Origin of the sequence: Cryobacterium sp. Hb1 (assembly GCF_004403585.1) — a bacterium.
GTDB classification, from domain to species: Bacteria; Actinomycetota; Actinomycetes; order Actinomycetales; family Microbacteriaceae; genus Cryobacterium; species Cryobacterium lyxosi.
This window is the reverse complement of sequence record NZ_SOHI01000037.1, coordinates 24,082-46,684: the sequence shown is the minus strand read 5'-3', so window position 1 is coordinate 46,684 and position 22,603 is coordinate 24,082. Positions and strand designations below refer to the sequence as shown.

General features: G+C 65.2%; 20 protein-coding genes. 10 read left to right on the top strand and 10 right to left on the bottom strand.

The genetic code is table 11. The features are described from left to right. Positions 1–22 precede the first annotated feature (22 nt). The 4 genes from E3T38_RS15380 (at position 23) to E3T38_RS15365 (ending at position 4,502) form a co-directional block, all read left to right on the top strand. Positions 23–1,225: a homoserine O-acetyltransferase gene (locus E3T38_RS15380; protein WP_134548990.1), complete on the top strand. Its 1,203-nt coding sequence runs from the start codon at positions 23–25 to the stop codon at positions 1,223–1,225. Positions 1,226–1,296: 71 nt separating this feature from the next. After that, complete coding sequence (locus E3T38_RS15375) at positions 1,297–2,466, top strand: sensor histidine kinase (protein WP_134548989.1); 1,170 nt, start codon at positions 1,297–1,299, stop codon at positions 2,464–2,466. Continuing rightward, complete coding sequence (locus E3T38_RS15370; RefSeq protein ID WP_134548988.1) at positions 2,463–3,800, top strand: hypothetical protein; 1,338 nt, start codon at positions 2,463–2,465, stop codon at positions 3,798–3,800. The genes E3T38_RS15375 and E3T38_RS15370 overlap by 4 nt, the downstream gene beginning before the upstream one ends. 45 nt (positions 3,801–3,845) lie before the next feature. Further along, the gene (locus tag E3T38_RS15365; RefSeq protein ID WP_104127064.1) at positions 3,846–4,502 is read left to right on the top strand and encodes a response regulator transcription factor; all 657 of its coding nucleotides are present in this window, start codon (positions 3,846–3,848) and stop codon (positions 4,500–4,502) included. Between the two features lie 61 nt (positions 4,503–4,563). On the opposite strand, the gene E3T38_RS15360 is transcribed toward E3T38_RS15365, so the two are convergent. The 7 genes from E3T38_RS15360 to E3T38_RS15330 form a co-directional block, all read right to left on the bottom strand. Then, the gene (locus tag E3T38_RS15360; protein ID WP_134548987.1) at positions 4,564–5,841 is read right to left on the bottom strand and encodes an MFS transporter; all 1,278 of its coding nucleotides are present in this window, start codon (positions 5,839–5,841) and stop codon (positions 4,564–4,566) included. A gap of 38 nt (positions 5,842–5,879) precedes the next feature. After that, positions 5,880–6,182: a thiamine-binding protein gene (locus tag E3T38_RS15355; protein ID WP_104196628.1), complete on the bottom strand. Its 303-nt coding sequence runs from the start codon at positions 6,180–6,182 to the stop codon at positions 5,880–5,882. A 9-nt stretch (positions 6,183–6,191) separates the two neighbouring features. Continuing rightward, positions 6,192–7,469, bottom strand: coding sequence for a glycosyltransferase 87 family protein (locus E3T38_RS15350; RefSeq protein ID WP_198417370.1), 1,278 nt, complete (start codon positions 7,467–7,469; stop codon positions 6,192–6,194). Between the two features lie 68 nt (positions 7,470–7,537). Then, entirely contained in the window at positions 7,538–8,449 is a 912-nt protein-coding gene (locus E3T38_RS15345) for an ADP/ATP-dependent (S)-NAD(P)H-hydrate dehydratase (RefSeq protein WP_241984509.1), read from the bottom strand. 21 nt (positions 8,450–8,470) lie between these two features. Beyond that, entirely contained in the window at positions 8,471–9,547 is a 1,077-nt protein-coding gene (locus tag E3T38_RS15340) for a hemolysin family protein (protein ID WP_134548986.1), read from the bottom strand. Next, complete coding sequence (locus E3T38_RS15335) at positions 9,544–10,881, bottom strand: hemolysin family protein (protein ID WP_134549097.1); 1,338 nt, start codon at positions 10,879–10,881, stop codon at positions 9,544–9,546. Before E3T38_RS15335 ends, E3T38_RS15340 begins: the two co-directional genes overlap by 4 nt. A 164-nt stretch (positions 10,882–11,045) precedes the next feature. Beyond that, the gene (locus tag E3T38_RS15330; RefSeq protein ID WP_134548985.1) at positions 11,046–12,485 is read right to left on the bottom strand and encodes a GuaB1 family IMP dehydrogenase-related protein; all 1,440 of its coding nucleotides are present in this window, start codon (positions 12,483–12,485) and stop codon (positions 11,046–11,048) included. Between the two features lie 182 nt (positions 12,486–12,667). On the opposite strand from E3T38_RS15330, the gene E3T38_RS15325 reads away from it, so the two are divergent. Both E3T38_RS15325 and E3T38_RS15320 read left to right on the top strand, forming a co-directional pair. Next, positions 12,668–16,477 (top strand): multifunctional oxoglutarate decarboxylase/oxoglutarate dehydrogenase thiamine pyrophosphate-binding subunit/dihydrolipoyllysine-residue succinyltransferase subunit, encoded by a 3,810-nt coding sequence (locus tag E3T38_RS15325; RefSeq protein WP_134549096.1) that lies wholly within the window; start codon positions 12,668–12,670, stop codon positions 16,475–16,477. A 197-nt stretch (positions 16,478–16,674) separates the two neighbouring features. After that, entirely contained in the window at positions 16,675–17,487 is an 813-nt protein-coding gene (locus E3T38_RS15320; protein WP_134548984.1) for a VOC family protein, read from the top strand. On the opposite strand, the gene E3T38_RS15315 is transcribed toward E3T38_RS15320, so the two are convergent. Both E3T38_RS15315 and E3T38_RS15310 read right to left on the bottom strand, forming a co-directional pair. Then, positions 17,456–17,698, bottom strand: coding sequence for a zf-HC2 domain-containing protein (locus E3T38_RS15315; RefSeq protein ID WP_104126140.1), 243 nt, complete (start codon positions 17,696–17,698; stop codon positions 17,456–17,458). The genes E3T38_RS15320 and E3T38_RS15315 overlap by 32 nt on opposite strands. Continuing rightward, positions 17,695–18,375, bottom strand: a complete 681-nt coding sequence (locus tag E3T38_RS15310) for a sigma-70 family RNA polymerase sigma factor (protein ID WP_134548983.1) — start codon at positions 18,373–18,375, stop codon at positions 17,695–17,697. Before E3T38_RS15310 ends, E3T38_RS15315 begins: the two co-directional genes overlap by 4 nt. A 105-nt stretch (positions 18,376–18,480) precedes the next feature. Here E3T38_RS15310 and aroA point away from each other — a divergent pair, with 105 nt between their 5' ends. Genes aroA through bcp form a run of 3 tightly spaced genes read left to right on the top strand, consistent with a single transcriptional unit; the run spans position 18,481 to position 21,528 of the window. Then, a complete protein-coding gene (gene aroA / locus E3T38_RS15305; RefSeq protein WP_134548982.1) occupies positions 18,481–19,842 on the top strand; it encodes a 3-phosphoshikimate 1-carboxyvinyltransferase in 1,362 nt (453 codons plus the stop codon). Further along, positions 19,843–21,015, top strand: coding sequence for a ribosome small subunit-dependent GTPase A (rsgA, locus tag E3T38_RS15300; RefSeq protein ID WP_134548981.1), 1,173 nt, complete (start codon positions 19,843–19,845; stop codon positions 21,013–21,015). 33 nt (positions 21,016–21,048) lie between these two features. Beyond that, on the top strand, positions 21,049–21,528 hold the full coding sequence (bcp, locus tag E3T38_RS15295; protein ID WP_134548980.1) for a thioredoxin-dependent thiol peroxidase: 480 nt from the start codon (positions 21,049–21,051) through the stop codon (positions 21,526–21,528). A gap of 41 nt (positions 21,529–21,569) precedes the next feature. On the opposite strand, the gene E3T38_RS15290 is transcribed toward bcp, so the two are convergent. Further along, positions 21,570–22,019: a hypothetical protein gene (locus E3T38_RS15290; RefSeq protein WP_241984508.1), complete on the bottom strand. Its 450-nt coding sequence runs from the start codon at positions 22,017–22,019 to the stop codon at positions 21,570–21,572. 194 nt (positions 22,020–22,213) lie between these two features. Between E3T38_RS15290 and E3T38_RS15285 the strand changes: the two genes are divergently transcribed. After that, a complete protein-coding gene (locus E3T38_RS15285) occupies positions 22,214–22,462 on the top strand; it encodes a WhiB family transcriptional regulator (RefSeq protein WP_035837005.1) in 249 nt (82 codons plus the stop codon). Positions 22,463–22,603 lie beyond the last annotated feature (141 nt).

Genomic DNA, 22,603 nt, shown 5'->3' with positions numbered 1-22,603 from the left:
CCGACCGCCAGAATAGACGTGTATGGAATGGCAATCGTCAGCAGACACGGTCCCGTCGAGCTTCATCACCGAAGCCCAGGCGCGCTCGGTCCTTGGCAAGCCTCCGGCGACCGGCGCCTGGCGCGACGGCGACCCGGTCGGCCACCGACAGTTCCTCAACCTCGGGCCACTCACCTTCGAGGCCGGCGGCAGCCTGCCGATGGCCCGCCTCGCCTATGAAACCTGGGGCACGTTGAGCCCGACCGGCGACAACGCCGTGCTCGTGCTCCATGCCCTCACCGGTGATAGCCACGTAGCTGGCGCGCCCGGCCCCGGGCAGGAGACCGGCGGATGGTGGGACGGCATCGTTGGCCCCGGCCTCGCCATCGACACCGATTCATGGTTCGTCGTGGCGCCGAATATGCTCGGTGGCTGCCAAGGTAGCACCGGACCGGCGTCGCTTGCGCCCGACGGCCTGGAGTGGGGTATCCGTTTTCCCTATCTGACCATTCGCGACCAGGTCAGTGCGCAGCGGGTGTTCAGTGACCTGCTCGGCATCGACCGCTGGGCGGCCGTCATCGGCGGTTCGATGGGCGGCATGCACGCCCTCGAATGGGCGATCGAGACCCCTGACCGGGTTGAACGCCTGATCATTTTGGCCGCGCCACCGATCACGACCGCCGACCAGATCGCGCTCAATTCGGTGCAGATCGAGGCTATTCGTACCGACCCGGCGTTTCGTGCCGGCGACTATTACGACGAAGCAGACGGCGACGGGCCGACGCGCGGTTTGGCCCTGGCTCGCAGAATGGCCCTGCTCAACTACCGAAGCCCGGCCGAGCTGAACGCTCGTTTCGATCGTGGCTGGCAGAGCGGCATCAGTCCGCTCGGCGCCAACGGCCGTTTCGCCGTGGAATCGTACCTCGACTTTCATGGCAACAAATTCACTCGACGTTTCGACGCCAACAGCTACATAGTGTTGGTTGAAGCCATGAACTCCCACGATGTCGGTCGCGGACGCGGCGGCGTCGCGGCCGCCCTCGGTCGAATCAACGCCCACTCGGTCGTCGTCGGAATCGATAGCGACCGTCTTTTTCCCGTCGCTGGCCAGCGCACGATCGCCGCGCACCTGACAAACAATATCGATGGACCCACCGCGGTGGTCCTGAAATCCGGCTACGGCCACGATGGCTTCCTCATTGAGAACGAGGCAATCGGGGCCCAGATCCGGCGGGTGTTGCCCTAAGTCGTACCCACGTGTGCGTCGCCCGCTATGGTGCTGATAGAACACCTTCATCTGCAACCGGACAGGCACCCATGCAACGCATCATCAAGGAGCGCGACCGTCTCCTGCGCAGAGGGGTGCAGGCAGGCGGGCTCGTCGGTTCGGCAACAACGCTGGCGTGCGTGCTGGTACCGGGCGGTCTGGAGGCCGACGCGCGCCTCTGGTCTGCCGCGCTGGTGCTGCTTATGGCCACTGGCCAATACCTGCTTGGAGGCACCGGAGCGCTACGCTGGGCCGTTCTGACCCTACTCAGCGGGGTCGCGATCATTCTCATCGTGGGTTTCACCAGCCATCCCGGCGTTCCGCCGAACTTGATCGAGGAGAGTGTCATCGGCATGGTCTCCACCGCGCCGATGTGCGCGGTCGCCGCCGTGCTCCTGACCAGCCCCCGCCGCCTGATGCTACTCGCGGCATCTTTCGCGCTCACGGTCACCAGTGTCGCTGTCGTGACGGTCGATGCTCCCGACCGAATGGTGTTGCTGGCCCTGACCGTGGCCATGTGGCTGTCGTTCACCCTCGCCTCCTGGTGGATCGCGCAGAGCGTGCCCCGGGTGATGCATCGCATCGCCGCGATCGGCCGCGCCCACCGGGCCGAGCGGCATGCGAGCGAGCTGGAGGCGCAGCGCCGCCAGGATGCCCGCCTGTTGCACGACACGGTGCTCGCCACGCTGACCCTACTCGCCCACTCCGGTGTCGGGGTGAGCCCGAACGCACTGCAAAAACAAGCCGGTGATGACGCTCGGCTGCTGCGCCAGCTACGCCTCGGCGGGCTGCCGACGCCGCGTCGTTCCGGGGTCTACAGCCTGGAATCGGCGACGGTGCTCACTCTCGGCGATACCCTGGACGCCGTGCGCCAACGCTTTGAACGGCTCGGTCTCACCGTCAACTGGCACGGCAGCGGCCAGGTACAGCTGCACAGTAACGTTCTGGATTCCTTTCTCCTGGCTCTCTCGGAATGCCTCGAAAACGTGCGCCGTCACTCCGGTGTCGACCACGCAGACGTGACGATAACGGATGACGACAGCACCGTTCGCGTGATGGTCACCGATACCGGGGTCGGTTTCGACCTCGGCCGGGTGGGTTCTGAGCGGCTCGGCGTCGCCGAATCGGTCATCGCCCGGCTGCGGGACATCGGTGGCAATGCCCGCCTGTTCTCGTCACCCGGGGCCGGAACCACGGTCGTGCTGGAGGTTCCGAAGTGAATCACTCTAACGACACGGCACCCATTGCAACCCACCCGCGGGCACGCGGTGTCGGTTTGCGTCTGCTCGGCGGGTCCTCTGAACGCAGCTGGCCACCGGCCTCCGCGGGCCGGCGCACCCGAGCTGACCTGTTGCCCTTACGTTTTCCACGCACGTTTCTGCGCGGCGACGGCCACATCACCGTCTTTCGGTCGGACCGGAACGGTTTGGGCGCCCGTCATCTGGGTATCGGCATGAGCGTCAGCGGGGCGTTCATCGCTGTGTTCCTGCTCGCGCGGTTGATCATCGAGTGGGACCCAGCGCGGGTCCCCGTGCTAAGTATTCTGGCCTGGGTCATTCTGCTGGCCACCGCGGTGGCCGTGAATATCGTGGCCTGCAAACTGGGGTGCCGGCTGCCCCTCTGGCTGTTCCTGGTATCCCTGGGAGTCTGTGTGATCGTGGTGACGCTCGATCTGGCCGGATCCTGGGGGGTGAGTGGCGCGGGAGACTTCCCCACAGCGGCGCCCGCCGTCGGTGCTTTCCTCCTGTCGATCGTGACGCTGCGAGAGACCGGCGATATCACCATGGCCGCGGTGGCCCTCGGTCTGGTCATAAGCGCGGCGACGCTGTTCAAAACGCGCACGGACCTGCTCACCCTCGGCCCCGACATTCTCTCCATCGCCCTCGCCGTCGCGCCACCGCTGGTCGGTGCGAGCATCGTGCAGGCCTTTCGGCGCATGGTGCAGCGCGAACTCGATCTCGTGCTGGTGCAGAGCACGGTCTCCCAACCGCGATTCGCGGTCGGGATGCTCGCCTCCGAGCAGTTGGCGCGGCTCGATCTCGATGCCGAGACCCTGCTCGACGATGTAGCCCAGGGCCGCACCGCACTGCCACTCGCGCCGTCGGCGGCGGCAACGGCCGCTTCCCTGGCCACCCAGCTTCGATTGCACCTGATCGAGGGGCGCACCGAAACGTGGCTCCACCATGCCATCACCGAGAGTGAATTTCTCGGTCCGGTTGTCGCACTCAGCGATCCGGCCGGCCTGGCCGGGCTGCTCTCCCCGCCGCAACGCGATGGGCTGCTATTGACAATTTGGCTCCTCATGGGGGACACAGCGCGGTCCGGGGCATCCATCTCGCTTCGCCTCGGACCAATTGCCCCCACATATGGGGCGCTCCTGCACCGAAAGGTGCGTTTTTCGATCGAATTGACCACAACGGGGGTATCCAGGCGGCGTGTCGATCCCGAAACCTGGCAGGCAATTCGTGCGGTTGGCCCGCATGTGGACTCAAATCGGGCCGGAAGTCTGTGGGTAGACATCGAGTGCAGCGTGGACAATCCCGCGGATGCCTAATGTTGGGTATTTTGACGATAGTGTGCAGGAAGTAGGAGGCAGAAAATGACGACGACAGACCGTCCCATCCGATTGGCCCTGGTGGATGACCACAGGATGCTGCTCGGCGCACTCACCGAGTGGATCCGAAGCGCAGCTGACGACATCGAGATGGTGGCGGCGGTGACCACCTGGCCCGAGCTGCTCACTCACCCCGAGTTTCCGGTGGATGTCGTCCTGCTCGACCTCGACCTCAAGGACAACATTCCGGTTTCCCTGAAGATTTCCACGCTTAGGACGACCGGGGTGAAAACGGTGCTCATGAGCACCTACTCCGAGCCAGCCCTCGTACGCGAAGCCCTCGCCGCTGGCGCTCTGGGCTACCTCGTCAAGAGCGAGGAAGCGAGCATGATCGTCGACGCCATTCGCGCGGCCTACAACGGCAAGTCGTACATCTCGGCCGAGCTCGACTACGCGCTCAACTCAACCGACAACGTTGAAGGGCCCCGCCTCAGCGCGCAGGAACGCCGCGTCATGGCGCTCTACGGGGCCGGCGAGCCGGTCAAGGCCGTCGCCTACCAGCTCGGCATCTCCGAGGAGACCGCCAAGAGTTACCTCAAGCGCATTCGCGAGAAGTATCGCCTGGCCGGTTACGACGTGGGCACGAAGGTCGCGCTGCGCAAGCGCGCCATCCACGACGGCATCCTGCTGCAGACGGACTAAACGCGCAGCATCCGCTTCACCACTGACCGGCCAACATTTCGATACTGGCCGGTCTACTGCGTTAACGCTGCCGGACCACGGGGATCAGCTGGGTTCCGTAAGGCACATGGTGGCCACGGTGCCGACGGCTGCGGTCGATGCTGAAGGTAACCACGGTCAGCAGCACGCCGAGCGCGCTGAGCCCAACACCGATCCACACCGGGGCGAGATAACCGAGCCCCGCAGCGATGGCCACACCGCCGAGGGCCGCGCCGAGGGCGTTGCCGACGTTGAGCGAGGAGTGATTGAGCGCCGCTGCGAGCGACTGGCTTTCGTGCGCCACATCCATCAGCCGGGCCTGAATGGTCGGCGACAAAGCGGATGCCGCAGCGCCGACCAGAAACATCCCCACCAGCAGCCCGGCCAGGAACTGTGCCGACAGGCCCAAAGTGATGAGCGCGAGGATGAGCACGCCGAACGCGATGTACATTGTGCGGCGCACGCTCCAGTCGGCCAGGGCTCCCCCGGCGAAGTTGCCCGCTGTCATGCCGAGGCCGACGACCACCAGGATGAGTGGCACTGCTGCTGCGGCCAACCCGGTGATCTCGATAACCAGGGGGGCCACATAGGTGTATACGGCGAACAGGCCGCCGAAGCCGATCGCGCCGATTGACAGGGTGATCCAGACCTGCAATTTGCCAAACGCCCGCAGCTCGGCGCGCATGGTGGCTTTCGGGTTGCCGGCCTGGAACGGCACGAAAACGGCGACGGCCACGAAGGTCAGCGCGAAAATAGCGGCGACGACGAGGTAGGCGACGCGCCATCCGCTCATCTGACCGATCCAGGTGATCGTGGGCACCCCGATGACGTTGGAGATGGTCAGGCCGCCGAGCACGATCGCGATGCCGCGGGCCCGCTTACCCGGACCCATCAGGTGGGCGGCAACGAGTGAGGCGATGCCGAAGTACGCGCCGTGCGGCAGCCCGGCCACGAAACGAGCGGCCAGCACGGTCTCAAAGGTGGGCAGCAGGGCCGACGCGATGGTGCCGAGGGTGAACGCGGTCAGCAGGCCGAGCAACAGTTGTTTGCGCGGCCAGCGGGCTGCAGCCGCGGCGATCGTCGGAGCGCCGACGACGACACCGAGGGCGTAGGCCGAGATGAGCCAGCCTGCCTGCGCGTTGGCGGCATCCGGTTCGCTGGCATAGAGTCCCGGCAGCAGGTCGGAGGCGAGGTTTGGCAGCAGACCCATGGCCACGAATTCGGTCGCACCGATACCGAAACCACCCAGGGCGAGCGCTAACAGGGCAAGACGAACTCGGGTCGACGACAGCTGCGTCGACCCGCCAGGAGTGAGGGGCATGCAACAAGCCTAAGCCCCGGCTCGCCCGCATGCCAGATTCAGTCGACCAGGGCGGTCTCGAGGCGCTCGAGCTTGCCGGTGAGCTCACCGGTGTGCCCTGGGCGGATATCGGCCTTCAGTACCAGGGATACGCGCGGCCCGAACGCGCCCACCGCCTCGGTCGCGGCCTTGATGACGGCAAAGACCTCGTCCCAGTCGCCCTCGATCGTGGTGAACATCGAATCGGTGTGATTGGGCAGGCCGGAATCTCGCACAATGCGCACGGCAGCAGCGACCGCGTCGTGCACCGATCCCTGCGAGTCGGCGGCGACGGACGGTGCAACGGAAAATGCGACGAGCATAGTGGCTCCCTAGTGGTGGTTGGTGAAATGTTGGTTTCGATCAACGGATGCGGGTTCGCCCCGCGCTGGTGTGAGTCGATACAGCGTCCACAGGGCCCAGCCGAACAGCACGAACTCGAGCAGGTTGCGCACGGTGAGCACGAATACCATGACCGGATTGGCCCTGAGTACCCCGTCATACAGATAGGGGTAGACGAGCTGGGTGAGCGCGGCGAGCGTCAGGCCGAGCAGCGCCGGGGTTCGCCAGGTTCGCCCGTTCACCGCGAGTCCCAGAATGATCGGTGCGGCCAGCCAACTGATGAACTGCGGCGAACCGACCTTGTTGAACGCGATCAGGGTCGCCGTCAACGCGAGCGTCAGCGGCGGTAGTACCGCGAAAGTGCCAGCTCCCCGGTGCTGGGCGCGTATGCCGAGCAGCAACACTGCGACGGAGGCTAGGGCCAACAGCGGGGTCATCAGAGCGCTCACTGCGGTGGTGCCAGCGCCGGCGACCTGAAACGTGAGAATCTCGTGGTCGTAATAGATGAAACTACCCGGCACGCCCAGTGCGGTCTGCCAGAGCCAGGGCACTGCGACGGGCGATTCAATCTGGATCCCCCGGCCCGCTTGTTCGGCCACGAAGCTCAGCACGTGAATGCCTCTGCCGCGGCTCAGGCTGAGCGCCCCAGCCACGGCGACGACCGCAGCGGTCACGACGGCGGCAACGCCGACCATGCGCCACCGTCGTTTCGACGCCACGAACAGGGCTGCGAGCGCGGCGACCGGCCAGATCTTGATCCAGGTCGCGATCGTGAGCAGTGCCGTGCCCCAGAATGGGCGCCGGCGCAGCCACAGCAGGGCGACGATGCACAGCGGCACCGTGATCGCGTCAATTCGGGCAAGCGCGATGGGGCCGAGCAACGCCAGAAATGCCAGCCACCACCAGGCCACCGTGCGGTGCGAGCGAACGAGTACGACAAAGGCCCCCGCGTTCAACGCGGTCACGACCGCGAACCAGGTGGCAAGGTAGGCCGTGCCACCGAGGGCGAACGCGCTGACAATCGGTACGAGGGCGAGCGCCGGGTAGACGAAATTCTCCGTGATCCCGACGATGCGGCCAGCAAACGCATTCTCGGCCCAGCCGCGGTAGACCACCTCGACGTCGCCGAGCGAATACCCCGGCCCGAACATGGCCAGGACGATCAACAATATGTGCACGCTCACGAAGGCTGCCCACAGCACGGCGAGCGAGTGTGGGAGCACCGGCCGCGTTCGGGCGGCGCTGCGGGTCTCGTCGTGAATTCGCACGCTTTACCTTCGCACAACCGACCGCATCGTGTCCTGTTCTACCAAGCCACGCGCTGACCGGGGTCGATTCAGGGGTCGAGTAGAGCGGCGACAGCCCGCGGTACGGCATCCGCTATGTCGAGGGCCGCGATCGGGCCGCCGGCTGAGGCGAGGATCGCAGCTTCGGCGTGCAGCAGGGCTGCGGTGGCGGCAAGCGGGGCGAGGGAGGCGGAATCCGTTTCGAGCTGGTCGGAATGGGTCGCCAGGAGCGCGCCGAGAATGCCGCCGAGCACGTCGCCAGACCCGGCCGTCGCCAGCCAGGCCGGCCCGATCGACACGGTCAGGCGGGCGCCAGACGGTGAGGCGATGTGGGTGACGGCGCCCTTGAGCAGCACCGTCACGTCGAACAGGTGGGCGGCCCGAATTGCCCATTCCCCCGGGTTCTCGGCAATCTGCGAGGCCGAACCAGGCTTGGTCTCATTCGCGAGCATCGCGGCCAGTTCGCCCGCGTGCGGGGTGATCACCGTCGGTCCGATCGCCCGCGAGACCAGGTCCAAGGCGCCAGCGTCGACGACGGTGGGCAGGCCCTCGGCGAAGGCTGCCGCCAGGGCGGCCGTAACGGTATCCGTTCGTGTGGACGCATTCATTCCGGAGCCGAGCAGCCAGGCTTGCACCCGACCGGACACGGTGACTATTTCGGGCCGACGCTGGAGTACGAGGTCTGCGGCACGGCGCGGACCGAGGTACCGCACCATACCGAGGCCGGTGCGCACGGCCGCGTCGACGCCGAGCACCGCTGCCCCCGGGTACTCCTTGGAACCGGTGCGCACGCCGAGCACGCCGCGCGAGTATTTGTCGTCACCGGCCTGGGGCCGCGAGATCCAGTCGCGGGCCTGTTCGGCCTCCCATTCGAGCCAGCCGCGCCGTTTCACCATGCCTCCACGATAGGTCGTTTTCGATCCGCGCGCGGATCCGCCTCCGACCTGTGCGAGTGCGCCCATGCGCCTGGCCGTGATCGTGGTTTAGTCGCGGCGAGTGGCGTCTTGCACTTCGCCGACGAGCTCCTCGATGATGTCCTCCAGAAAGAGAACCCCGGTGGTCTCGCCCTCGGCGGTGAACGACCGCGCAAGGTGCGCGCCCGAGCGACGCATGGTGGCGAGGGCGTCTTCGAGGTCGGTGTCTTCGAAGATTGAAATCAAGGTACGGATGCGCTTGGCGGGGATCGCTCCCGCGTAGCTGTCGCGCTCAGCCAGCGTTACGGCACCGGCCGACGCCGACGGCACATCGAGGTCGAGCACGTCTTTCAGGTGCACGTAGCCGGTGAGGTAGCCTTCAGCATCGATGAGCACGTAGCGGGAGAAGCCGTGGCGGGTCACGGCTTTCTCCACGTCGGCCGGCGTGGCCGACTCCGGCAGGCTGACCAGCTTGCCGAGGCCGACAGCCACGTCGCGCACTTTGAGGTTGGTGAACTCGAACGCCGCGCTGAGCGCGCCGGTTCCGTCGCTGAGCACACCCTCGCGGGTGGACTGGGTAACGATCGTCGCCACTTCGTCCAGGGTGTACGCGCTCGTCGCCTCGTTCTTGGGTTGCACCCCGAACAGGCGTAATACTCCGTTGGCGCAGGCGTTGAGGGTGACGATCAGCGGCTTGAAAACGCGGGCGACGAACACCAGCGGCGGCGCGAGCAGCAGCACAGCACGGTCCGGCACCGAAAATGACAGGTTCTTGGGAACCATCTCACCGAATACGACGTGCAGGTAAGAGACCACGAGCAGCGCCACAATGAATGCGATCGTGCCGATGTAGGCGTCCGGCAAGCCGGTCAGACCCAGCGGCACCTCGAGCAGATGGTGGATCGCCGGCTCTGAGACGTTCAGGATGAGCAGCGAGCACACTGTGATCCCCAGCTGAGACGTCGCGAGCATGAGCGTCGCGTGTTCCATCGCCCACAATGCAGTTTTGGCGCTGCGCTTTCCGGCCTCGGCGAGCGGTTCGATCTGCGAGCGACGGGCCGAGATCACGGCGAATTCCGCTCCGACGAAGAACGCGTTGGCGGCGAGCAGCACGACCAACCAGGCAAGTCCGGCCCAGTCGCTCATTTGTCGCCCACATTCTTTCGATCGGACTTGGTTTCAACAGCCGATACGGGTTCGGGCACGGCCTCAGGAGTGAAGCGCAGCCGGTCGATCCGGCGCCCCTCCAGCCGCTCAACGGTGAGGAAGCCGCCGCGCAACGGTACCCGATCACCGATCACTGGCAGGCGGCCCAGCTCACTCATGACAAAACCGGCCACGGTCTCATAGGGGCCTTGCTCCGGCACGACGACGCTCGTGCGTTCCAGCAGTTCATCGGGCCGCAGCATGCCGGGAAAGGTCAGTGAGTCCGGCGAGCGCACGACGCCCGCGCGGGCCCGGTCGTGCTCGTCGGCCACCTCGCCGACCAATTCCTCGACCAGGTCTTCGAGGGTCACGACGCCGCCGGTTCCGCCGTACTCGTCGACGACAATGGCCATCTGGTAGCCGCGGGCGCGCAGCTCGCCGAGCAGGTCGTCGAGCTTCATGGTTTCGGGTACTCGCACCGGGTCGGTCTGCAGGGCCGACACCGGAACATCCGCTCGGCGCGTCCGCGGCACAGCCACCGCCTGTTTGACGTGCACGATGCCAACGACGTCGTCGACGCTCTCGTCGACGACGGGAAAGCGCGAATAACCGGTGGAACGTGTGAGGTCGATGACCGCCTGCGCCGAATCGGTGCGGTGGATGCTCGCCACCCGCGGACGCGGTGTCATAACGTCGGATGCCGTATGCCCGGAGAACAGCAGCGTGCGGTGCAGCAACGTGGCGGTATCTTTTTCAAGCAGTCCGGCGCTCGCCGAACGGCGCACGAGTGAGGAGAGTTCCTCGGCTGTGCGGGCGCCGGAAAGCTCTTCCTTCGGTTCGATGCCCACAGAGCGCAGCAGACCGTTGGCGCTGTTATTGAGCACCAGCACGGCCGGTTTGAAAACGGTCGTGAACACGGTCTGGAACGGAAGCACCAGGCGTGCGGTTTGAATGGGCAGGGCTAGCGCGAAGTTCTTCGGAACCAGCTCACCGATGACCATCGACACGAGGGTCGCCGTCAAGATGGCGATCGTGGCGCCGAACACCGGCACCAGATCGACGGGCAGGCCGATCGAGGTGAGCGGGCCGCGCAGCAGTGACGACAGGGCCGGTTCGATCGTGTAGCCGGTGAGCAGGGTAGTCAAGGTGATACCCAGCTGTGCGCTCGACAGGTGCGTCGAGGTGATTTTCAGAGCGGAGATGGTCAGGGCGAGGCGGGTCTCCCCGCGATCGCGGCGCGCTTCGAGGTCGGCGCGGTCGAGATTCACCAGGGCGAACTCACTGGCAACGAAAAGGCCCGTTCCGACGGTGAGGATGAGGCCGACCCCGAGCATGACCAGCTCAGACAAGGAGTCCACCACCAGCGACTACGGGCGAGGGTTTGTGGGACGAGGGTTCAGCAGTGGGAGGGTCATCCATTATTCAACTGAGTATACCGGAGCACCTGCCCGCGCGCCCGGCAGCCAGCGGATACTGCACCCGCGAAATGCCGCCAGCACTACCAGGACACCGGCAGCGCCTTACCCTCCTCATAGCCGGCGGCCGATTGAATACCTACGAGCGCTTTCTCGTGAAAGTCCGCCACATTGGTGGCTCCGGCGTAGGTGAATGAGGAGCGCACCCCCGAGGTGATCATGTCGAGCAGGTCTTCGATCGACGGACGCAGCGGATCGAGGTAGATTTTCGAGCTCGAGATTCCCTCGGCGAACAGGGTCTTGCGGGCAAGTTCGTAGGCGTCGAGGCGCTCGAACCGCGCCTGAACGGCCTTGGTCGACGCCATGCCCCAGCTTTCCTTGTACACCGCGCCGCTGGCATCCACATTGAGCGTGCCAGGCGCTTCGGTGGTTCCAGCGAACCAGGAACCGATCATGACGGATGCTGCGCCAGCGGCCAGCGCCAGGGCCACGTCGCGCGGGTAGCGCACCCCGCCGTCTGCCCAGACGTGAGCGCCGAGCTCACGCGCGGCCGTGGCCGTTTCGAGCACGGCCGAAAACTGGGGCCGGCCGACGGCGGTCATCATGCGGGTGGTGCACATTGCCCCTGGACCCACTCCGACCTTGACGATGGTCGCGCCAGCGCCGACCAGATCACGCACGGCATCTTTGGTCACGACGTTGCCGGCCACGATCGGCAGCCCGAGGTTCAGGTCAGCGACGATGCCGATCGCGCGCAGCATGCCATCCTGGTGGCCGTGCGCGGTATCGATCACCAGAATGTCTACGCCGGCAGCGGTGAGCGCGCGAGCCTTCGCCGCGACGTCACCGTTGATACCGATCGCCGCTGCGACCTTGAGCCGTCCGCGTGCGTCGAGCGCGGGCTGGTAGAGCGTGGAGCGCAGGGCGCTCTTGCGACTGAGGGTTCCGATCACGACGCCGTGGTGCAGTACCGGAGCGAAGTCGATGTCGGCCTCGGTCATCAGGTCGAAAGCGCGGCGCGGCCCGTCGACGTCATCGGCGTCGATCGCGGTCAGTTCACCGTGCAACAGGTCACCCAGGCGAGCGTCGGGCAGAGCTGTCGCCAGCCGGCTGGCCACGATGCAGCCGAGGTAGTCACCATCAGCGGAGTGGATCACTATTCCCTGTCCGGGAACGGCCGGAACCTGCCGACGGGCGAGCTCGACGGTGTCGTCGGGGGCGAACGCGAATGGCGTGTCGAAACGAACCGACTGGTCTTTCACCCAACGGATGGCCGCATCCAGGTCTTGCAGGTGCATGTCCTGCGGCAGAACCCCGAGCCCGCCACGTCGGGCGAGCGAGGCCGCCAGACGAGGCCCGGTGACCGAGTTCATATTCGCCGACACGATGGGTATCGTGGCGCCGGTGCCGTCACTCGGCGCCAGCGAGACATCTAAACGGCTGGTGACGGTCGATTGGCCGGGCACCAGGAACACGTCGGAGTAGGTCAGATCGTGACTGGGTGTCGTTCCATAGAACTGCATACCAAGAACGCTAGCCGCTCAGCGGAGTGTTTATGGCGGGACGGGATGGGATTAGGCTAGACGGGCAGACTGACCTGGCGGTCAAGATCGTCAGCGACAGGCTCAATGAAAGCGCAGATTGACCCGGCGATTGAACCCGCCGAGGGCATCCAACTTCAAAGCAGAGAGTGGGCGATCCCACGGTGTCAGGCCAGGTAACCGGTGGAGCTTCCGACGAGACAACGTCGGGCGAATTCGGAGCAAATGAGTGGCTCGTTGACGAATTGTACGAACGCTACTTGATCGACAAGAAGTTAGTGGATGAATCGTGGTGGCCGGTGCTCGAGAGCTACCACCAGACCGCGAACACCCCGGCAACCGCCGCTGCGGCACCGGAGGCCACCGCTCCGGCAGCTCCGGCGACAGCAGCTCCGGCGACAGCCGTAACGGCGCCAGCAGCTCCGGTCGCGGCCGCCGCGCCGGTCGCGCAGACCGCTCCCGGAGCCGCAGCTCCGGCTCCGGTGACCGAGAACCAGCCGACGGCGCGCACCACCTCGAGTGCACCCAAACCGGCCCCCGTTCCCGCTGACGCCCCCGTGACGAGCCCGCAGGCCATCATCGTCGATGCCTCCGCGCCGGTCAAACAAGATCAGGTCTCGCCGCTGCGCGGCATGGCGAAGTCACTTGCGACCAACATGGTCACCAGCCTGACCGTGCCGACGGCCACCAGCGTGCGCACCATTCCGGCCAAGCTGCTCATCGACAACCGCATCGTCATGAACAACCACATGAAGCGGGCTCGTGGTGGCAAGGTCTCCTTCACCCACCTGATCGGTTGGGCTCTCATCCGCGCGCTCAAGATGTTCCCCAGCCAGAACGTCTACTACGACGAGGTCGACGGTAAGCCTTCGGTCGTTGCCCCCGCCCACGTCGGCATGGGACTGGCCATCGATATGCCCAAGCCCGACGGCACCCGCGCCCTGCTCGTCCCGGCGATCAAGCGTGCCGACACGATGACCTTCGGCGAGTACCTCGCCGCCTACGAAGACCTGGTCACGCGTGCACGTAAGAACAAGCTCACCGCCGATGACTTCGCCGGAGCGACCCTGTCGCTGACCAACCCCGGCGGCATCGGCACGGTTCACTCGGTGCCCCGCCTCATGAAGGGCCAGGGCTGCATCATCGGCGCCGGCGCCCTCGACTACCCGGCCGAATTCCAGGGTTCGAGCGTCAAGACCCTCACCGGCCTGGCCATCTCCAAGACCATCACCCTCACCAGCACCTACGACCACCGGGTTATCCAGGGCGCCGGTTCGGGCGAGTTCCTCAAGATCGTGCACGAGCTTCTGATCGGCCAGCACAACTTCTACGAAGAGATCTTCTCGGCGCTGCGCATTCCGTACGACCCGATCCACTGGGCACCGGACATTAGCGTCGACCTCACGAGCGCCGTCGACAAGACCGCACGCGTGCAGGAACTGATCAACTCGTTCCGCGTGCGCGGCCACCTGATGGCCGACATCGACCCGCTCGAGTACTCGCAGCGCAGTCACCCCGACCTCGATATCGCCACCCACGGGCTTACCTTCTGGGACCTCGACCGTTCCTTCGTGACCGGCGGTTTCGGTTCGCAGCGCCAAATGCTGTTGCGCGACATCTTGGGAGTGCTGCGCGACTCGTACTGCCGCACCACCGGCATCGAGTACATGCACATTCAAGACCCAGCCCAACGCAAGTGGGTGCAGGAAAAAATAGAGAAGTCGTACGTCAAGCCCACGCACCACGAGCAGATGCGGATTCTCGCCAAGCTCAACGAGGCCGAGGCTTTCGAAACGTTCCTGCAGACCAAGTACGTCGGCCAGAAACGCTTCAGCCTTGAGGGCGGCGAGTGCACCATTCCGCTGCTCGACACTATTCTGCAGGGCGCTGCCGAGCAGGGCCTCGACGAGGTCGCGATCGGCATGGCCCACCGTGGTCGCCTCAACGTGCTCACCAACATTGCCGGCAAGACCTATGGCGAAATCTTCCGCGAGTTCGAGGGAACGCAAGACCCGCGCACCGTGCACGGTTCCGGGGACGTGAAGTATCACCTTGGCACCATGGGCTTGTTCCGCGGTGAAGACGGCGCCGAGATTCCGGTCTCGCTGGCCGCAAACCCGTCGCACCTCGAGGCCGGCGACGGTGTGCTCGAGGGCATCGTACGCGCCAAGCAGGACCGCAAGCCGATCGGCACCTTCTCCACCCTGCCCATCCTTATTCACGGTGACGCCGCAATGGCCGGCCAGGGCGTTGTGCTCGAAACCCTGCAGATGTCCCAGCTGCGCGGCTACCGCACCGGCGGCACCGTGCACATCGTGGTCAACAACCAGCTCGGTTTCACGACCCTGCCGCAGGATGCCCGCACCAGCGTCTACGCCACCGACGTCGCCAAGACCATTCAGGCGCCTATCTTCCATGTCAACGGGGACGACCCCGAGGCAGTGGTGCGTGCCGGCGAGCTCGCGTTCGCTTACCGCCAGGAGTTCAAGAAGGATGTCGTCGTCGATCTCATCTGCTACCGCCGTCGTGGACACAACGAGGGCGACGACCCCTCGATGACCCAGCCGCTGATGTACAACCTGGTCGAGGCCAAGCGCAGCGTGCGCAAGCTCTACACCGAGGCGCTCGTCGGCCGTGGCGATATCACCGTGGAGGAATACGAAGCAGCCCACCGCGACTTCCAGGACCGCCTCGAACGTGCCTTCCTCGAAACGCACGCCGCGCAGACCGCGTCGATTCCGATCATCACCCCGGAGATGGCCGCCACCGCGAAGGCCGAAGCTGAGGCACAGGAACGCGAGGACGCCGCTGGCGAGCCAGAGACGACCGGCGTTCCCGAGAGCGTCATCCAGCTCATCGGTGACGCGTTCAACAACAAGCCGGTCGGTTTCACGGTGCACAATAAGCTGCAGCAGCTGTTACAGAAGCGTCTCGACATGAGCCGCAACGGCAACATCGACTGGAGCTTCGGCGAGTTGCTCGCGCTGGGTTCGCTGCTGGTCGAGGGTACCCCGGTGCGTTTCGCCGGGCAAGATACCCGCCGCGGCACGTTCGTGCAGCGTCACGCCGTTCTGCACGACCGGGTGAACGGCCAGGAATGGCTGCCGCTGGCCAACCTGAAGGACAACCAAGCGCGGTTCTGGATCTACGACTCCCTGCTGAGCGAATACGCCGCCATGGGCTTCGAGTACGGCTACTCGGTGGAACGCGCCGACGCTCTCGTACTCTGGGAAGCCCAATTCGGTGACTTCGCCAATGGAGCGCAGACCATCATCGATCAGTTCGTCTCTTCGGCCGAGCAGAAGTGGGGGCAGCGGTCATCCGTTGTGTTGCTACTACCGCACGGCTACGAGGGCCAGGGGCCTGACCACTCGTCGGCTCGCATCGAACGGTTCCTGCAGCTGTGTGCCGAAGAGAATATGACCGTGGCGCGCCCGTCGACGCCCGCGTCATACTTTCACCTGCTGCGTCGCCAGGCGTACATGCGTCCGCGTCGCCCGTTGATCGTGTTCACGCCTAAGTCGATGCTGCGGCTGCGTGGCGCGACAAGCGCCGTGGCCGAGCTGACCAGCGGCAAGTTCGAGACGGTCATCGATGACGCCCGTATCGTCGACAAGAGTGCCATCAAGCGCGTCTTGTTCATGGCTGGGAAGATCTACTACGACCTGCTGAACGAGCTCGAGAAGAATCCAAACCCGGCGATCGCCCTCGTGCGCGTTGAGCAGTATTACCCGCTGCCCGCCGTGGAGTTGAAGAACGTAGCCGCCCAGTACCCCAACGCCGAGTTGGCCTGGGTACAGGACGAACCAGAGAACCAGGGTGCCTGGCCGTTCTTCTACCTGGAGACCAGCAAGCTCGGCCCGCGCACCATGCACTTGTTCTCCCGTCCGGCGTCTGCGTCGCCAGCGGCTGGATCGGCCAAGCGCCACGCAATCGAGCAGGCCAAGTTGCAGCGCGACGCTTTGACCCTGTAACGGTCACAGCGACGTTCTAACAGTGGGGGTGGCGAGAGTCACCCCCACTGTTGTGTTCGCGGCGGCTGGATGTGTGGGCCGGCGGGGTTGCGCGAGCCGGCACGGCGGCCTCGGTTCGTTCCCGCCGTGGCGCCGATACCGTCGTGTTGCCAGAGTGAGCCAGCGGTTCTAGGCTCAGGGCAACCCGAGGAGAGATCATGCCCGTTCGCACTGTGAACCAGCTCGGGGAGCCGTGCTGGATTGACCTGATGACAAGCGACCCGGCCCGGTCGATCGAGTTCTACACCGAACTGCTCGGCTGGAGAGCCGTCGACACCGGGGCGGGAAGCGGCCGCTACACGATGTTCTTCCACGGCGACGCCGCCATCGCTGGTCTCACTGCTCAGGAGCGTGGAAACCGTGACTTCTGGACCACCTATCTCGCGACCGATAGCGTCGACGAAACCGTGCGCGCCGCGAGGGCCGCGGGAGCTACCGTGCTCGTGCGCCCGCAGACTGTCGGGGACCAGGGGCGGCTGGCCGTGCTGACCGACCCGGCGGGAGCGGCCGTCGGCGTGTGGCAGGCCGCCGGCCATCGAGGGTTTGACGTCGACAACGAGATCGGGACACCGGTCTGGCACGAGCTGATCACCCGTGACTTTAACGCAACGATCGCCTTCTACGAGGAGGTGTTCGGCTGGACGCCGATTCCGTTGAGCGACACCGCGGATTTTCGCTACAGCACCTTCGGCCACGACGAATCCATGACCGGAGGGGTGTACGACGCCGATGCCATGCTGCCACCCGGGGTACCGGCATACTGGCAGGTGTACCTGGGCGTCGCCGACGTGTGGACGTCCGCGAAGAAGGTGAGTGAACTCGGTGGCACAGTGCTGCGAGAACCGTGGGATTCCGACTTCGGAACCTTCGCTCAGGTAGCGGATGCGACGGGTGCCGTGTTCCTGCTCGGGCAGGTCGAACCGTCGCCGCAACCTCCGACTAGTGTGAGGCTTGCAGGGAGCGCAGCTTGAGCAAAACCTGGTCGCGCAGGTCTTCGGGCGCGGTCTCCTTGCAGGCGCGCTGCATGACCTCGGTCAGGGTGCGACCAACAAGATGTTCGCTGCTGCAGTCGGGGCAACTAGCGAGATGCTCCCGGATGTCGGCCGCATCATTCTTGCGAAGTTCGTTGTGCAGGTATTCTTCGAGTTCGGCCTTGGCCTTCTCGCAACCACAATCGGTCATTTTTCTGTGCTCCTGGATGGTTTCTGGTCCTGGCCCATGCCCAGCCCGCGTTCAGCCGCGTAGCCGGCCAACAGCTCGCGCAGAAGTCGTCGGCCACGGTGCAGGCGACTCATTACGGTGCCGATGGGGGTCTTCATGATTTCGGCGATCTCCTGGTAGGAGAACCCTTCGACGTCGGCGAAGTACACGGCGAGTCTGAAGTCTTCGGGAATTGACTGCAGGGCGTCTTTGACGGCGCTGTCCGGCAGGTGGTCGATGGCCTCGGCCTCGGCCGAACGCCCCGACATGGCGGTGGTTGATTCGGCTCCCCCGAGCTGCCAGTCTTCCAACTCATCAATCGTGCCTTGGTACGGCTCGCGTTGCTTCTTGCGGTACGCGTTGATAAAGGTGTTGGTGAGAATGCGGTACAGCCACGCTTTGAGGTTGGTGCCCTGCTCGTACTGCGCGAAGGCGGCGAAAGCCTTCACGAAGGTTTCCTGCACGAGATCCTGCGCATCCGACGGATTGCGTGTCATGCGCATGGCCGCCGCGTACAGCTGGTCGAGAAAAGGCAACGCCTGTTCCTCGAACAAGCCGCGGGTCTGCTCGCGCAGTTCCGCCTTGGTCGGGGAAAGTATCGTGAGATCTGTGTCGCTGCTCGAAAGGTCTCCCGAGTTCGCGGGCGTGTCTGAAGTCATTACCCCTGATTCTAAGCTGTTACCCACGTCCAGGGCTCGCTCCAGCAGCATTGACACCGTTATGCATCTCCCTCAGATTGTTATCACCGACTATTCTGATAACCGATGCTGATCTCGAAATATTCCAAGCCGGAGTTCGATCCGTACGGCGACAATTCACCGACCGAGGAAAATGCCTGGTGGCCGGCGCCGAACACAGACGCGCCCCTGCAGGCTGTTCTGGCCCTGCCGGGCTCGAAATCGTTGACCAACAGGGAGCTCGTCGCATCCGCTTTGGCCAGCGAACCGTCTCTGCTCCGGTCACCGCTGCATTCCCGCGACAGCGATCTCATGGTCGCCGCGCTGCGCCAGCTGGGCACCACGATCGAGGCGGTGGCCGGCACGGGTGCGTTCGGCTCCGACCTGTTGGTGACCCCGCCCGAGGAACTGCTCGGTTCCACCACGATCGACTGCGGCCTGGCCGGAACCGTTATGCGTTTTCTGCCGCCGCTGGCCGCCCTCGCCCTCGGTCCGACGACGTTCGACGGCGATGTCGGCGCCCGCCGCCGCCCCATGGGTCCGATCATCGGCGCGCTACGCGACCTCGGCGGCGATATCAACGACGATGGCAAGCGCGCCTTGCCCTTCACCGTTCACGGACGCGGAGCGGTTGCTGGCGGCGCCACGACCATCGACGCGGGCACGTCCAGCCAGTTCGTCTCCGGCCTGCTGCTGGCCGGAGCACGTTTCGAGCACGGGCTGCACCTCACGCACTCCGGCGAACGACTGCCCAGCCTGCCGCACATCGAGATGACCATCGAGGTGTTGCGCGCTCGCGGAGTCATCGTGGCCACGCCGAACGTCGGCGAATGGATCATCGAACCCGGTCTTCTCTCGGGTCGTACGGTCGATATCGAACCCGATCTTTCCAACGCCGCGCCGTTCCTCTGCGCCGCGCTCGTGGCCGGGGGCAGCGTCAGCATCACCGGCTGGCCGCAGACGACCACTCAGGTAGGCGCCGACCTCGAGCAGCTCCTGCCGCTGTTCGGCGCGACCGTCACCCACGTAGGCGACCGCCTCACCGTAACCGGCGGCGAGCGCATTCTCGGTGTCGACCTGGACCTTTCAACCGGCGGCGAGCTCGCCTGCACCCTCGTCGCCCTCGCTGCCCTCGCCGAGACGCCGAGCACGATCACTGGAATCGGGCACATTCGCAACCACGAGACCGACCGCCTCGCTGCGCTGGCCACCGAGATCAACCGACTCGGAGGCCAGGTCACGGAACTGCCCGACGGCCTGCAGATCGAGCCGGCCCCCCTGCACGGCGGCCAGTGGCTCAGTTACGACGACCATCGGATGGCCACGGCCGGAGCACTGATCGGCCTCGCCGTACCCGGCGTTGACGTGGAGAACATCGGCACGACCGCGAAAACCCTCCCCCAGTTTCCGCAGCTCTGGCATGCGATGATCACCGAAGCGGCGCTGTAGATGGCGGTGGCGGGCGATGCGACTTTGCCGGGCGATGGCGAGGATCGCGATCGGCTCAGCGCTCATGTGGTCGCCGACGCACCGTCCACGGACGACACCCAATACGCCGACCTCGCCGGCGATCCTGGCGACACCTGGTGGGCCTCTGCCGACGACGACGAGCCTGAGTTCGACGAGTCGAACGTGCACGTGCGTCCCGGCCGCAAGGGTAGTAAACCCCGCTCCAAAACCCGGCCGAGCCATCAGGACGCCCTGACCGGCCGCATCCTCTCGGTCGACCGCGGCCGTTATACGGTCATGCTCGATGAAAATCTGCCGACCGAGCGACGCATCACAACCGCCAGGGCCAGTGAACTGCGCAAGAAGGCCGTCGTCAACGGCGACCGGGTCGACATCGTCGGCGACACGACCGGGGCGGAGGGCAGCCTGGCCCGTATCGTGCGCATCGTGCCGCGCGACACGCTGCTGCGGCGAAGCGCCGACGACACGGATGCCGTTGAGCGCGTGATCGTGGCCAATGCCGACCAGATGCTGATCGTGGTCGCTGCGGCCAACCCGGAGCCACGCATCCGCTTGGTGGATCGCTACCTGGTCGCGGCCTACGACGCCGGCGTGAAGCCCATCCTGTGCATCACCAAGACCGACCTCGCCGACCCCGCCGTATTCCTGGCCAATTTCGCCGGCCTCGACCTGCCCGTGTTTCAGAGCGGCGAGGGCGGCATGCCGATCGAAGCGATCTCGGCGGCACTGGTCGGTCACGACACCGTCTTCGTCGGGCACTCCGGAGTTGGCAAGTCCACGCTGGTGAACGCGCTCGTGCCGGGCACCAACCGGGCCATCGGCGTCGTCAACACCGTCACCGGGCGTGGCCGCCACACCTCGTCGTCGACCGTGTCGCTGCGCCTTCAAACGGATGCCGGCCAAGGCTGGGTCATCGACACTCCCGGTGTGCGGTCCTTTGGCCTCGGGCACATCAACACCGACAACATCCTCAAGGCCTTCACCGATCTCGCGACGATCGCCGAGCGCTGCCCGCGCGGCTGCACGCACTTACCCGACTCACCGGACTGCGCCATCATCGAGGCCGTCGAGGCCGATGAACTCGGCGTGACCGGCCGGGTGCGTCTGGACTCCCTGCAGCGCCTTCTCGCCACCTTTGCGCCCACGCGCTGAGCCCGTGTCCCCTGACGCAGTTACGATGGAGGGATGACGGATTCAGCGCGCCTCGCAGTCGGCGATACAGCCCCCCAGTTCACCCTGACCGATCAGGATGGGGCATCCGTTTCACTGGCCGACTTTTCAGGCAGCAAAGTCGTCGTGTATTTTTACCCGGCCGCGATGAGCCCCGGCTGCACGACCCAGGCCTGCGACTTTCGCGACAACCTCGGGTCGCTCAAATCGGCCGGCTACCAGGTACTCGGACTGTCGAAAGATGCTCCGGCCACGCTTAAGAAGTTTCAAGAGCACGACGCCGTGAACTTTCCTTTGCTCAGCGACACCGACCTCGCCGTGCACCGCGCCTACGGCGCTTACGGCGAGAAGAACCTGTACGGCAAGATCGTGACCGGTGTGCTGCGGTCGACGCTCGTGCTCGATGAGGCCGGAATCATCACCCACGCCCTCTACAACGTCAAGGCCACCGGCCACGTCGCAAGCCTGCGTAAGAAGCTCGGTATCGACGCCTAGGTTCGTACTTGATCGGGTCTTCACGACCCGCACAGCGCCGCTTAGTCGGCTTCGGGCTCGGGTTCGTGGCTGGTCGCAGCTACGACACGCGGAGTGAACACCAAAACGAGCACGATGATGGACGGCAGCAGCAGCGCCCAGCCGACGTCAGGCCGAGCGTAGATTCCCTGAAAACAACCGATCGCGATCATGACCTGCACGAGCTGCCACGTGATGGCACCGCCACGAATCCACGGACGTCGACGAAGAGCGCCGACGGTGATCGCACTGACCCACACGGCAGCGACCACGATAAGGGCTAACAGGGCGAGCGCGGCTCCCCCCGAAGTCGGGGTGGCAATGAGCAGTTCGAGCACCCACCAGGCGCTGAAGAACCACAGGGCGAGCGCTTCCAGGGCGAGGAACGCGATCAACACCCCCAACAGGGGGGCACGACGAAGAGCCCGGAGGTCGATCCAGGCTGGGCGCCCTGCACCAGAGCCGCTGTTCACAGCGAAAAACCATACGAAACTATTGATTTGATACCTCTATTATGGGACGATATTGAAGGTCTGGTTGACGCTCACAGGGACGTGAGCTATTTCAACGCGGTTATCGCGCAGATCCCACATTCCTGCAACCGGCCATCACCCCCTGCAACTCTGGCCAATCGGCCGTGCACCCATGTAACAAAAGGAGCATCCCTATGGACTGGCGCGATAAAGCTGCCTGCCTCACCGCCGACCCGGAACTTTTCTTTCCGGTCGGCAACACTGGACCCGCAGTGGACCAGATCGAGAAGGCAAAGTCGGTGTGTGCACGATGCAACGTCACCGAGGTGTGCCTCCAGTACGCACTGGAAACCGGCCAGGACTCGGGAGTATGGGGCGGTCTGAGCGAAGACGAACGCCGCGCGCTCAAGCGTCGCGCAGCACGCGCCCGCCGAGCTTCCTAGCGAGCCAGCTCGACCACAGAACGCGAGCCTGCGGCCCTCCGGTATTCCCGGAAGCCGTTGGCTCGTTTTTTTGTGCCCGCCAGTGGACCTCGCGACCGCGCGAAACCGCACCCGCTCGAGGGCCCACCTTATGGCCGCGGG